Here is a 12,504-nt window from a genome sequence, read left to right as displayed (position 1 = left end):
GTGTCGCGGCTGCGGGCGGTCAGGCGCTCAGCCCCAGCGCCCAGTGCTCCGCGGTGATCTCGGCGGTCAGCGGCTGGTGCGCTGTGAAGCGCGCGAGTTCGTCGAGGGTGTGGTCGGTGAGCCGGCCGATCTCGGTGCCCAGCGAGCCGGCGACGTGCGGCGTCACCATGACGCGGGCCAGCCGCCGCAGCGGGGAGTCGAGCGGCAGCGGCTCGGGATCGGTGACGTCGAGGATCGCGAACAGCCGGCCGGCGGCACACTCGGCGGCGAGCGCCGCGTCGTCGATCAGGCTGCCGCGCGCGGTGTTGATCACCGTGGCGTGGTCCGGCAGCCGGGCCAGCTCGGCGGCCCCGATCAGATGCCGGGTCTCGGCGAGTTCGGGGGCGTGCAGGGTCAGGACGTCGGCTCTGGGCAGCAGTTCGTCCAGCGTCACCAGAGTCGCGCCGGCCGCCGCGACCTCCGCGGGATCGGCGTGCGGGTCGGCGACCAGGCAGGTCGTGCCGCCCAGTAGTGCGAGCAGGCCGACGACCTTGCGCCCGATCCGGGAGAAGCCGACGACACCGACCGTACGGCCGTAGTTGGACAGGTCGCCGTAGCCGGTGACGCTGCCCCAGCCGCCGTACGCGCGCTGATCGTCCGCCGCGAGGAAGGGGGCCTTCTTCCCGGCGAAGATGATGGCGGCCAGGGTGTACTCGGCCACCGGAATGGCGTTGGCGTCGGCCGCGCTGGTGACGCGGATGCCGCGCCGCCACACCGCGTCGCCGACCAGGCCCCTGACGCTGCCGGCGCAGTGCAGCACCGCGCGGAGCCCGGGCGCCGCGGCCAGCCGGGCCGGCGTCAGTTGCGGGGCGCCCCACGAGGTGAGCAGGACGTCGACCTCGGCGAGGCGGGCACGCGCCGCCGGGGTGTCGAGGTCGTCGGTCCACAGCGGGTCGCCCAGCGTCACCAGCGCGGCGAGCCGGTCCAGGCGGCTCCGGTCGAAGTGCGCGTCGAAGCTCTGCCGGCTCATCGCGACCAGCGCGTGCGGCTTGGTCTGCATCGGGCGTCGGTCCTCTTCCTCGGAACGGCTGCACCGGTGTTTCCTGTGAGTTCCGTTCCAAATACGTTGGAACAGAGATAGTGGTGTTCAGGAGCTGTTCACCAGAGTTCGAACAGATTCGCAACCAGACATTCAGATGTGAACACCGGACGAGAGGCGCCTGATGGGCGACGACCGACTCTTCGCGCTGCAGCGACGCGAGCGGGTGATGGAGGAGCTGCGCCGGCACGGTGCGGTGCGGGTCCGCGACCTGGCCAGGGTCCTCGGCGTCAGCGAACTGACCGTCCGGCGCGACATCGCCGCGCTCGCCGCCGACGGCCTGCTCACCAAGGTGCACGGCGGCGCCACGCTGCCGACCGAGCTGGAGCCCGTGACGGCCGCGGCGCCCGGCCGGCGGGCGCGCCCTGCGGCGGGCTTCACCATCGGCATGGTGGTGCCCTCGCTGGACTTCTACTGGCCGGCGATCGTCGGCGGCGCCCGGGCGTCGGCCGCCGCGCTCGGCGTGCAGATCCAGCTGCGCGGCTCCAGTTACGACCAGGCGGAGGACCGCCGCCAGATATCCCGGCTGATCGCGGCGCAGCAGGTGCAGGGCCTGCTGCTCGCGCCGAACCTCGAAGGCGACGGCGTCGACGAGATGATCGACTGGATCGGCAACCTGCCGGTCCCGACCATCCTGGTCGAGCGCCTGACCCCGCACTGGACCCCCACCCCGCGGCAGTTGGAGTGGGTCCGCAGCGACCACGCGCTGGGCCTGGAGATGGCGGTGCGGCACCTGTACGAGCACGGCCACCGGCGGATGGGCCTGGTGCTCTCCAAGGGCAGCCCCACCTCGGCGCATCTGACGGTGGGCTGGCACCGGGCCTGCGCGGACCTGGGCCTGCCCGCCGAGTTCGTGGTGCGCGAGAGCGTCGCCCTCGACGTGCCGGGCCACCGCCAGATCATCGGCAGGGTCCTGGAGCGGTGCCGCGACCACCGGACCACCGCGCTGATCGTGCACAGCGACCCCGACGCGATCTCGATCGCCCAATACCTCGCAGAAGTCGGCATCTCCATCCCCGGCGACATGGCGATGGTCAGCTACGACGACGAGGTCGCCCAGCTCGCGGAGCCGGCCATGACCGCGGTGCGCCCCTCGAAGGGGCGTGTCGGGCGGGTGGCCGTGGAGATGATGGTCTCCCGGCTGATCGAGGGCAAGCGCCGCCCCGCGCAACGCGTGCTCATCCTCCCGGAACTGGTCATCCGCAACTCGTCGGTGCCCTCCTCCCGGCAGGTCTGGACGGCCCCCGCGGGCGACAGCGCGCCGTACGGCTGACCGCTGCCGCCCGGGGTCCCGGGGCCTGGATGGTCGGAGGTGAACGATCGGGTGCGGTTGTGTTCGCCATCCCCTCCGGTGCCGGTGCCGTCCCGTCAGGAGGACGACACCGAGAAGGAGTTCGTCGTGAAGTTCAGGCCGCCCGACGACGACGTGATCTCGTAGCCGAACTGGACGTTGCCCAGGGTGATGTCGCCGAACCAGCCCTTGGTGTTCTTGATCCAGTTCAGCACCGCCAGCACGTCCACCGTGGAGGAACTGGTGTTGGACGAGCGGACGAAGGAGAAGACGGCGTTGGCGCCGTTGCTGCCCTTGTAGACCGTCCAGCTGCTGCCGCCCACGCTGACGTTGCCCTGCGAGGTGCCGAGTGGTCCGACCGCGCCGGTCTTGTTCATCCAGAGCATGATCTCGTAGGCGTTGCCGGTGTCCCAGATGTCGTAGGCCGTCTCGTACGCGCCGCTCGACGGCACGGTGACGTTGAAGCCGGAGCTGACGGAGTGCAGGGCGCTGAGCTTCTTGCCCACGTAGCGGGTGGCGTTGGGGTAGGACTTCACGCCGCCGGTGTCGGGGTGGTTCGCCCACACGCCCCAGTTGCTGTACGAGTTCGCCCAGATCGTCTGCGGGCCCGCGCCGCTGCCCCAGATGTCGTTGTAGAGCGTGTAGCCGCCGTTGGACCAGGTGGCCCACTGGTCGCTGGACGACCAGGTGGCCGCCTGGGCCGGCGCCGCGGCCAGGCCCACCGCGGCGGCCGCGGCGGCGACCAGGCCGAGCAGGACGGTGCGGGGTTTCTTCCGGAGGGTTGCGCGCATGGGGGGACTCCGTTTCGTGTGCCGTGACGGCTCCCGCGTACGGATCTGCGTCGAAGCGCTTCGATCGTGGGGTGAAGCAGTTCGCTGCCGTCATCGGAGGATTGGCCGATACGATGACAGTCGAATTGTCGAAGCGCAACGAGTCCGACGGCGCGACTTTCCGGGCGGCCCGATACCGCCGGTGCGACCGGCGTCGGGGCAACTGCCGCCGCTACCGGCGGGGTTCGCCCAGCGCGTGGACCTCGGGGGCGAGCCGGCCGAACTGCCCGAGTTGCCCGAGCACCCAGGCGGTGGTCTGCACGTGCGCGCAGCGCTGCGCGGCGTACGTCACGGCCATCCGGTGGTAGTCCGCGGAGAAGTCCGCGACCGCGTCGGCGACCAGGAACGGCTGGACGTCGTGGCTGAAGGCCTCGACGCAGGTCATCAGGATGCCCACATGGGCGTACACGCCGCAGACCACCAGCTGGTCGCGGCCGGCCGCGCGCAGCCGTTCGAGCAGGTCGGTGCGCTGGAAGGCGCTGTAGCGCCACTTGGTCAGCCGCCAGTCGCCGGGCTCGGGGGCGAGGGTGTCCACGACCGCGCGGTCCTGCGGGTCGCGGTGCATGCCCGGCCCCCAGAAGTCCCGCAGCAGGCCGCGTTCCGCCTCCGTCATGTCGCCGGGCTGCTCGGTGTACGCCACGGGCACACCGCTGCTCGCACAGGCGCGGCGCAACCGCGCGGTGTTGTCCAGGAGTTCACGCCCGGGCGAGCGCCCCTCGGGGAAGGCCCGCACGAAGAAGCGCTGCATGTCGTGGATGAGCAGGACGGCCCGGTCCGGGTCGAGCCCCCAGCCGACGGTGTTGTCCGGCAGGTCGTCGCGGGTGGGCATGGGGTACGCCGTGATCGGGGGTATGGCCGGCATGGGCCTGCCGCCTCCTCGTCGGTGGACGTCGTGGTGGGATCCGGGCCGTACGCCCGCTCAGTCCTGGTCGACAGCCATCACGCGCGACGGGTCGCTGCGCGCGTGCGGGCCGGGCGTGGGCCGCTGCGGCAGCGTGAAGCCGAACCACTTCTCGTACGCCGCCAGCACCTCGGCGTCGCCGGCGAGCTGCTCGCACTCGCGCCCGCCGCCGCTGACGACGGTGAGCACGTCGTCCTTGAGGGTCACCCAGCCGTCCTCCGTCGGCCGGGAGCAGATCATGTTCTGCAGGGTCGGCGACTGCGGGCTGGTGCGCATCCACCACACGACCTGGTCGAGGTCGACCGACAGGTCCACCTCGTCGTCGTAGAAGCGGTATTGCGGCTTCCCGTTGCGGATGACGTCGAAGGTCCTGCCGTCGACCCTGCGGACCAGGAACTCGCCGTGCGCATTCCCGTCCGGCTGGACGCGGGGCTGCGGATGGCCCCGCTCTGACCGGCGGGACGGGCGGCCGCCTGCCGTCAGCCCGCGGCCGGGACGCGCAGCACGAGCTTGCCGCGGACCCCGCCGGACTCCAGGCGGCGGTGGGCCTCGGCCGCCGCGCTCAGCGGGAGCGTCCGGGTGGCGGACGGGCGCAGGGCGCCGGTCGCCAGCAGGCGGTTGACGGTCGCGGCGGCCTCGGCGAGCTCCGCCGATGTGGCGTGCGAGATGGCGAAGCCGACCACCGAGCGGTCCATGGCGTACAGCGGCCCCGCAGGCAGCGCGGGCCGGGCGCCCATCCCGGCCAGCAGGACCACCCGGCCGCGCCATGCCAGCAGGCCGACGGCCAGGTCCAGGTCGACACGCCCCGAGGTGTCGACGTAGAGCCCGGCGCCGTCCGGGCACGCCGCCCGCAGCTGCTTCGCGAGCTCCGCGCCGCGGTGGTCGACGACTTCGGCCGCTCCGAGCGCGCGGCAGCGCTCCGCGTCCCGCTCGCCCGCGGTCGCGACGACGCGGGCGCCCGCGTGGGCGGCCAGCGTGATCAGGGCGCCGCCGACGTTCCCGCCGCCGCCCGCGACCACCACCGTCTCCCCGACGCGGAGCCGCCCGTGCGTGAACAGCGCGAGGTACGCGGTCGCCGCCGGGTGCAGCACCGCCACCGCGTCGACGGGGTCGACGCCCTCGGGCAGCCGGTAGAGCCGGTCGCCCGGCACGGCGGCCTGCCGGGCGGCGGCGCCCTGGCGGCCGCCGTGGCCGAGGCTGTTGCACCACACCCGGTCGCCCGGCCGGAAGCCCGGCACGCCCGGCCCCGCCGCCGCGACGGTGCCGACCAGGTCGCGGCCGATGACGAAGGGGAAGTCCATGGGTGTGCGAAAGGCGCCGGAACGCACCATCGTGTCCACCGCGTTGACCGCGCTGACCTCGACGTCGACCAGCACGTCCGTGGCACCGGGCCGGGGGGCGGGCACCTCGCCGAACCGTATGGCGTCCGGCCGGCCGCACTCCTCCACGTAAGCAGCAAGCATGGTGCCGATTGTGCTGCCCCGCCGCGGCCGCCGCAGGCAACCGCCGCCCGCCTCTGTCAGGTCGACGCCCCCGCGCCCGCCGGGTCCTGGGCCGGCCGCGCCCCGCCGAACTCGCGCGCGCCGTGCATCCACGCGACCTGGTCGTGCAGCTCGGTCTCCGACAGGGCGGACAGCATCGCGTTGCGCGCCAGGGCCGCCTCGCCCGCCGGGTGCCACAGCCGGGTGCTCTGCCGGGCGAGGTGCGTGAGGCGGGCGGTGCGCCCGCGGCGCTGCGCGTTGTACGCCGCCAGCGCCTGCGGGACACAGTCCGCGTCACCGCCGAGCAGTTCGCCGAGCAGTACCGCGTCCTCCAGCGCCTGGCAGGCCCCCTGCGCGGCGTAGTGGAGCATCGGATGGGCCGCGTCGCCCAGGAGCGCCACCCGGCCGTCCGTCCACACCTCGACCGGGTCGCGGTCGACCAGTACCCAGGACTTCCAGTCCTCGCCCAGCGCCAGCAGCCGCTGCGCGACGGCGCTCAGCGAGGCGAACGCGGCCCGCACCTCGTCCGCGCCCGCGGGCACGCCCGAGAACGCCTCGGCGGCGCCGTTCTCGACGCTGGGCGCCAGGTTCAGATACCGGCCGCCGGCGATCGCGTAGTGCACGAAGTGGCAGCCGGGCCCTGCCCACCAGGTCACCGCGTTCCACCGCAGCTCGACCGGCACCCGCTCCATCGGGATGACCGTCCGGTAGACCGTGATGCCCGACACGCGCGGCTCGCCGTCGCCGACGAGCTGCCGCCTGACCGCCGAGTGGATGCCGTCCGCCCCGATCACCGCGTCGCCCGCGACCTCCTCGCCGCTGCTCAGCCGCACCCGCGCCGCCGCACCGTCCTGCCGGTAGGAGGTGACGGCGCTGCCCGCGCGCAACTCCACGGCGCCGCTGCTCCGGCAGGCGGCGAGCAGTAGCCCGTACAACTCCCCTCGGTGCACCACGACGTAGGGGTTGCCGAAGCGGAGCGGGTAGGCGCCCTTCAGCGGCAGGCTCGCCACGTGCTCGCCGGACACCCCGTCCATGAAGCGCAGCTCGTCGATGTGTACGCCGCGCTCGCGCACCTGCGCGCCGAGGCCCAGCCGGTCGAGCGCGCGGATGCCGTTCGGCGCCAGCTGGATGCCGGCGCCCAGTTCGGCGAACTCGCCGCGCTCCAGCACCACCGCCCGGTGGCCGCGGGCGGCCACCGCGAGGGCGGCGGCCAGGCCGCCGATACCTCCGCCGACGACGACCACCTCGGCCGTACCCGGCCTCACTGCCGGTGGTCGGCCGGGGCCGACAGCAGTCTGGCGAGGTCGAGCCGCTTGATCTTCCGGGTAGCGGTCTGCGGCAGGTCCTCCAGCCGCCAGTGCACCGGTTCCGCCATCGCGGGCAGCCGGGCCGCCGCGGCCCGCCAGGCCGCGAGGTCCAGCGGCTTGTCGTCCTTGGTGCACACGACGGGGATCGGCGGAGCGCCGTCCGCGCCGGGCACGATGACGACCTCGGCCAGCTCCTCCAGCCGCGTGAACAGCACGTCCTCGGCGGCCAGGCTGCTGCCGAAGCCGGGGATCAGGTCCACCTCGCGGTCGAGCAGGTGGAAGCAGCCCCACCGGGTGCGGTAGCCGACGTCGCCCATCCGCCACCAGCCGTCGGTGAGCTGCTCCGCGTAGCGCTCCTGTTCGCCGAGGTACGTCACGATCCGGCCGTCGCTGCGCACCTCGATGAAGCCCGGGTTCTCCGCCGACGGGGGCTGCCCGCCCCGGCTGACGACGCGCGCCTCGGTCATCCCGGGCACCGGCATGCCGACGCAGCGCCCGTCGGCGTCCAGCCCGCGCCCGCGGGTGAAGCCGCGCATCAGGGCGGGGCCGACCTCGCTCTGCCCGTATATCTGCCCGAACACCGGCTGCGTACGGCGCGAGGCGCCCAGCAGGCGGTGCACGGTGCGCGGGTGGATCGCGTCGAAGGTGCTGCTGAAGAGCCTGACGTTGGCCAGCGGCCCGCGCGGGTCGTCCGCGAGGCCCTCCCAGCTCATGTACGCGTTCGGGTGCGCCTCCAGGATGCCCGGGCGCAGCCGGGTGAACAGGTCGGCGGCGTGTGCCGGTTCGCCGTCGCGCAGCACCAGCACGGGGAAGCCCCGCAGCAGGGCGATCGCCAGTGCCGTGACCAGCCGCGAGTGGACGAACGAGACGTGGATCGCGACCGTCTCGCGGCCGCGGATCAGCGGGGTGACGGCCGCGCGCTGGGGGCGGTAGCGGGCCTGCATGCTGCGCGCGGTGTGCACCGCCAGCTTGGGTGTGCCCGTGGTGCCCGAGGTGTGGGTGATGAGCATCGGCCGGTCCGGGAGGACGGCGACCGGGCGGGCCGGCGGGCCGCCACCGAGGTCCGCCAGCGCCACGGCGCCGGGGTGCTCCCCCGAGGTCAGGACGACGGTGCGGGTGAGCCCGAGGACGGCGGCGGGCAGCTCCTGGTCCAGCTTCGCCCGGTCGGTCAGCAGATGGGGCCGGTCGGCGCGGCGTACCAGCTCGGTGGCCGTCGCCCCGTCGAGCGCGGGGGACAGCAGCACCGGCACCGCCCCGATCCGGTTGACCGCGCAGGCCAGCAGCATGATGTCGAAGCCGTCGGACTTGTAGACCACCACGCGCTCGCCGGCCCGGATGCCGGCCTGGCGCAGCCGGGTCGCGCAGTCCGCGACCAGGTCCGCCAGCTCGGCCACGGTCAGCCGGCGGCCGGCCTCGGGCGCGATGTCGAGGTCGTGGTCGAGGACGATCAGATTCGCCGGATGCCGCGCCGCCGCACGCTCGAAGAGCGTCCCGAGCCGCAACCCGCGGTTGCCTATGCGTTGCAGGAACACCTGGCCCACCACCCCTCAGCTCTGCTCGATGACGCCTTTGACGCGCTCCACGGTCGCCTGCATCTCGGACGCGAGTTTGGCGGCCCAGGCCGAGAAGAACTCGGCGCGCTCCGCCTCGGACATCTCCGCGGTGATGCCGCGGATGCCCTCCGTGGCCCGGCCCATCCAGAAGCTGTGCACCAAGGCGGTGCCTTCCGCGCCCGGCCCGGCCGCGGACAGCTCGTAGGACCACACGCTCTCCTGCGCCCGCCCGGCGCTGTCCCGCATCGCCCAGCCGAAGCGCCGGCCGGGCTGCGCGGCGACCACCTCGGCCTCGGTGGTCCAGGTGCCGCGGACCACCGGTGCCCAGGCGACGACCTCGCGGCTGCGGTAGTTCTCGCCGCGGAAGACCGCGCCGACCGCGCCGGGCGTCCCGGAGATCCACTCACCGCCGTTGCACTCGGCGCTCCACTCGCCGCAGCGGGGGAGATCGCTCACCGTCGCGTACACCGCCTCGGGCGGCGCCGCGATCGTGACCTCGGCGCGGACTTCGAAGAGGGAGCCAACCTTCATCGGGGTGTCGGTCATGTCCGGCAGCGTCGCCAGCGGGCCGGGACCGGGTCAACAAACGCCCGCCGTATCCGTCAAGTCGGCCGCGCGCGGCGGGTGGCGGGAGGTCACATGCTCTTGCCCGCGTCGTAGGTGCGCCAGCGCTCGGGGACGGATGGCGAGCGTCACGAACCGCGGGAGGGTGGGCTTGACGGCGTCGGCGTACCGCCGGCCGATCTCCTCGCCGAGGTAGCGGACCGACCGCGCCCGGTGCTCCTCGGGGTCGGTGGGCTCGTCCAGCACGACCGGGCTCTCGACGGAGACGTAGCGATAGGGGAAGACCTCGCTCTGCACCGGGAAGGAGACCCGGCCGGCCGCGCGGCAGCCGGCGGTCACTTCACGGCCCACTCGCCGGTGAAGACCGGCTCCGTCCTGTCGAGGAACGCCGTGAAGCCCTCGCGGGAGTCGGCGGTGGCGAAGTTGACGGTCTGGGCGCGCGCCTCGCCGGCCAGCGCGTCGCGCAGGGTGCGGTCCGCGCCCTCGTTCAGCAGCGCCTTGCTCTGCGCCGTCGCGATCGGCGGGCCGGCCGCGAGCCGCCGTCCGAGGTCCGCGACGAACGCGTCGATCTCCTCCTCGGCCACCACCCAGGTGACCAGGCCCAGCCGGTGCGCCTCCGCCGCGTCGATCATCTCGCCCAGCAGCACCAGGCGTTTCGCCTGCTGCAGGCCCACCAGCTTGGGCAGCAGCCAGGAGCCGCCGAAGTCGACCGACACGCCCCGGTGGACGAATATCTGCGAGAAGCGCGACCCGGGGGTGGCGGCCACCAGGTCGCAGCCGAGCGCGAGATTCCAGCCCGCGCCGACCGCGACGCCCGTCACCTTCGCCACGACGGGGATCGGCAGGTCGTGCAGCCGCAGCGCCAACTCGTTGGCCCTGCGCATCTCTTCCAGCGGATGCGCGCCCGGCCCGGCGCCGGAGACGTCGAGCGGACGGCCGCCCGCCTCTCCGCCCGCCAGGTCAAGGCCCGCGGAGAACGCGCCGCCCGCGCCGGTGATGACCAGGGCGCGCACCCCGGGGTCGTTCGCGGCCGCCGTCAGCGCGTCGCCGAACGCGGCCCACAGCTCGCTGTCGAGCGCGTTCCTGCGGTGCGGCCGGTTCAGCGTCAGCGTCAGCACGCCGCCGTCCAAGCTCCGCAGCAGTGCCTGCCCTTCGCCCACCGTCCGCTCCTTCGTGCTGTTGCCGGCTGCTGTCAGCCGAGGGTGGCGCCGCCGTCGACCGTGAGGCTGTGCAGGGTGATGTGCGAGGCGTGGTCGGAGAGCAGGAAGACGAAGGCGTCGGCGACGTCGGAGGGCAGGGCCAGCTTCCGCAGCGGAATGCCCGCCTTGTAGTGCTCGGGGATGCCGTCGATGATGCTCGCCCGCTCGGCCTCGCCGTCGACCCCCATGCCCACCAGCATGGGGGTGTCCGTCGAGCCGGGCGCCACCACGTTGCAGCGGATGCCGTAGCGGGCGACCTCCAGGCCCAGGCACTTGGTGAACACCGTCGCCGCCGCCTTGGACGCGGCGTAGGCGGCCATCTGCGTCCGCGCGGTGCCGGCCGCGTTCGACGCCACGGTGACGATCGCCCCGCGCCGGCGCGGCACCATCCGCGACACGACGGCGCGGGACATCAGGAACACGCCGGTGGCGTTCACCGCGAAGGTGGCGTCCCAGTCCTGGTCCGTCAGGTCGGTGACATCGCCCGTCCGCAGCACACCCGCGCAGTTCACCAGGAAGTCCAGCGGCCCCAGGCGGTCCTCCACCTCGGCGACCGCGGAGTCCACCTGCGTCCTGCCGACCAGGTCGACCGAGAAGGCCTCGGCGCGCAGGCCGTCCGCGGTCAGCTTCTCCACCGTGTGCGCCAGCCGGTCCTCGTCGCAGTCCACCGCGGCCACGCTCACCCCGCGCCTGCACAGCTCGCCGGCGATGGCCGCGCCGATGCCGCCGGCAGCGCCGGTGACCAAGGCGACCTTGCCCTCCATAGCCCCGTCTCCCTCCACCCGCAGGTCGGAACGCCCCCACCCTTGGCCCCTGCCACCGGGCCGTCAACGCGGCTCCGCGCTACTTCGTCAGGTGCGGCACCCGGTCGCGTGCCCGCCGCCCGGGCACTAGGCGGACGCCAGTTCGCCGTGCGCGGCGAGCGGCAGGGAGACGGCGTGGGCGACCGAGGCGAGCGTCATGTGCCGGTGCCAGCCGCGGAAGGACCGGCCGGCGTAGTCCTTGATGCCGACGCTCTCGGCGGTGGCGGCGTAGTCGTACGCGACCCGCTCCAGCAGCGTGCACAGCCTGAGCAGCGAGGCGGGGTGCGTGGTCGGGATGTCGGTGAGCCACAGCTGCGGCGGCTCGGGGTGGCCGCGCTCGGTCAGCCCCATGAGCGTCAGGGGGCGCGGGTCGCCAGGGAGGTCGGCCGCGCCGCCGTCCGCGGGCCTGACCGCGACGCCGGCCAGCTGCCCGGCCCGCACGCCGCCGGGTGCGCCGCGGTCGCGCCACCGGACGGGGCTCCTGGTCCCCTTGGCCGCCCGCACCGCCTCGCCCGCGGTCATGCGGGACGACGTGCGGTGCCCGGTCAGGGCCGGGTCCGCGACGGCCAGCGGCACCGACGCGTCGACGCGGGCCAGGACGGGGAGGCCCGCGCGGGCCAGCCGGTCGAGCAGGGTGCCGAGGTCCATAGCGCGGGCGTCCAGGACGACCGGGCGCAGCGGCAGGCCCCACTCGTGCACGACGGTGCGGCACTGCCGGGCGACCTGCTCCGCGTACGTCTCCGGGATCGCGCTGTCGGGGATCGACGCCCGCCTGCGCCGCAAGTCGTCGTCGAGCCAGCCGCGGGGGAGCCGCAGCTCCCAGTCGACGGGGCCGCTGCCCTCGCCGGAGGCGGCCCACACGCCGACGGCCTGCTGGGCGTTCAGCACCCGCCCGGCGTCCGGCACGAAGGTGCGGTGCACTCCCACCGAATGCCGGCCCACCTTCTGAATGAGCGTTCCGCGCACCACCCACGCTTCCACGGAAATACGCGGTACCAAGTATTCCGCAAGTGCCCGCCGCACCGGCTGCCAGGCCCACGTCGACTGGTTGACGAAGTGGTGCAGGCTCTGGTCTGCTCCGCGGCTGCCGACGAGATTCGCGATGTTCCGCGCCGATTTACGCCCCGGTGTGTGCAGCAGTCCCATGACGTACTCGACGCCGGTGCGCCGCTGATCCGCTCGCGGTAAGGACGCGAACAACGATTCCAGCAGGTCGAGCGGCGGGTCGCTCGGAATATTCGCATTTCCGGGGAAAGGGCCGGAGAGTCGCGCGTCATCTCGTTCATTCATTCGGAGACACCCCTCGTAGCTCGGCGCAGTCGGCTGCATGGCAATTCAGCCGGGAAGAGGTCCGAGGCGGCGGGCTTCAGTGGCGGGTAGGTGAACTCCGAACCAATGCACAATTCAAGTTACCCGGCTGACTGATCGTCAAGTAGCAGGTTCCTGTCAATGCAGCGCACCGAGTCTGGCCTGCGAATGCCGAGTACTGTGCGGGCG

The 12,504-nt window shown here is 73.5% G+C and carries 13 protein-coding genes; 1 reads left to right on the top strand and 12 read right to left on the bottom strand.

Annotated features, from left to right (window positions below):
- Positions 1-19 precede the first annotated feature (19 nt).
- Positions 20-1,039, bottom strand: a complete 1,020-nt coding sequence (locus tag NFU81_RS24595) for a hydroxyacid dehydrogenase (RefSeq protein WP_251493623.1) — start codon at positions 1,037-1,039, stop codon at positions 20-22.
- A 163-nt stretch (positions 1,040-1,202) separates the two neighbouring features.
- Here NFU81_RS24595 and NFU81_RS24590 point away from each other — a divergent pair, with 163 nt between their 5' ends.
- Positions 1,203-2,351, top strand: a complete 1,149-nt coding sequence (locus NFU81_RS24590) for a LacI family DNA-binding transcriptional regulator (RefSeq protein ID WP_251493621.1) — start codon at positions 1,203-1,205, stop codon at positions 2,349-2,351.
- Between the two features lie 95 nt (positions 2,352-2,446).
- Here the strand turns inward: NFU81_RS24590 and NFU81_RS24585 are convergent, their stop codons facing one another.
- From NFU81_RS24585 to NFU81_RS24535, 11 genes are all read right to left on the bottom strand, one after another.
- Positions 2,447-3,160 carry a glycoside hydrolase family 12 protein gene (locus tag NFU81_RS24585; RefSeq protein WP_251493618.1) on the bottom strand — a complete coding sequence of 238 codons (714 nt, stop codon included), beginning with the start codon at positions 3,158-3,160 and terminating at the stop codon, positions 2,447-2,449.
- Between the two features lie 211 nt (positions 3,161-3,371).
- Positions 3,372-4,061, bottom strand: a complete 690-nt coding sequence (locus NFU81_RS24580) for an isochorismatase family protein (protein ID WP_251493615.1) — start codon at positions 4,059-4,061, stop codon at positions 3,372-3,374.
- Between the two features lie 57 nt (positions 4,062-4,118).
- Complete coding sequence (locus NFU81_RS24575) at positions 4,119-4,457, bottom strand: arylamine N-acetyltransferase (protein ID WP_285833822.1); 339 nt, start codon at positions 4,455-4,457, stop codon at positions 4,119-4,121.
- Positions 4,458-4,579: 122 nt separating this feature from the next.
- Positions 4,580-5,563 (bottom strand): NADPH:quinone reductase, encoded by a 984-nt coding sequence (locus NFU81_RS24570; RefSeq protein WP_251493609.1) that lies wholly within the window; start codon positions 5,561-5,563, stop codon positions 4,580-4,582.
- Between the two features lie 56 nt (positions 5,564-5,619).
- On the bottom strand, positions 5,620-6,846 hold the full coding sequence (locus NFU81_RS24565; RefSeq protein WP_251493605.1) for an FAD-dependent monooxygenase: 1,227 nt from the start codon (positions 6,844-6,846) through the stop codon (positions 5,620-5,622).
- Entirely contained in the window at positions 6,843-8,420 is a 1,578-nt protein-coding gene (locus NFU81_RS24560; protein ID WP_251493603.1) for a class I adenylate-forming enzyme family protein, read from the bottom strand. The genes NFU81_RS24565 and NFU81_RS24560 overlap by 4 nt, the downstream gene beginning before the upstream one ends.
- A 15-nt stretch (positions 8,421-8,435) precedes the next feature.
- Positions 8,436-8,987: an SRPBCC family protein gene (locus NFU81_RS24555; protein ID WP_251493600.1), complete on the bottom strand. Its 552-nt coding sequence runs from the start codon at positions 8,985-8,987 to the stop codon at positions 8,436-8,438.
- Between the two features lie 33 nt (positions 8,988-9,020).
- On the bottom strand, positions 9,021-9,356 hold the full coding sequence (locus NFU81_RS24550; protein ID WP_251493598.1) for a hypothetical protein: 336 nt from the start codon (positions 9,354-9,356) through the stop codon (positions 9,021-9,023).
- On the bottom strand, positions 9,341-10,165 hold the full coding sequence (locus NFU81_RS24545; protein ID WP_251493595.1) for an enoyl-CoA hydratase/isomerase family protein: 825 nt from the start codon (positions 10,163-10,165) through the stop codon (positions 9,341-9,343). Before NFU81_RS24545 ends, NFU81_RS24550 begins: the two co-directional genes overlap by 16 nt.
- 32 nt (positions 10,166-10,197) lie before the next feature.
- Positions 10,198-10,968: a 2,3-dihydro-2,3-dihydroxybenzoate dehydrogenase gene (locus NFU81_RS24540; protein ID WP_251493592.1), complete on the bottom strand. Its 771-nt coding sequence runs from the start codon at positions 10,966-10,968 to the stop codon at positions 10,198-10,200.
- Positions 10,969-11,094: 126 nt separating this feature from the next.
- A complete protein-coding gene (locus tag NFU81_RS24535) occupies positions 11,095-12,297 on the bottom strand; it encodes an IS701 family transposase (RefSeq protein WP_422665277.1) in 1,203 nt (400 codons plus the stop codon).
- Positions 12,298-12,504 lie beyond the last annotated feature (207 nt).

It is taken from the genome of Actinacidiphila cocklensis, assembly GCF_907177275.1.
Lineage (GTDB): Bacteria > Actinomycetota > Actinomycetes > Streptomycetales > Streptomycetaceae > Actinacidiphila > Actinacidiphila cocklensis.
Note: the sequence above shows the minus strand (reverse complement) of the source record. Positions and strands in the feature narration are given on the sequence as shown.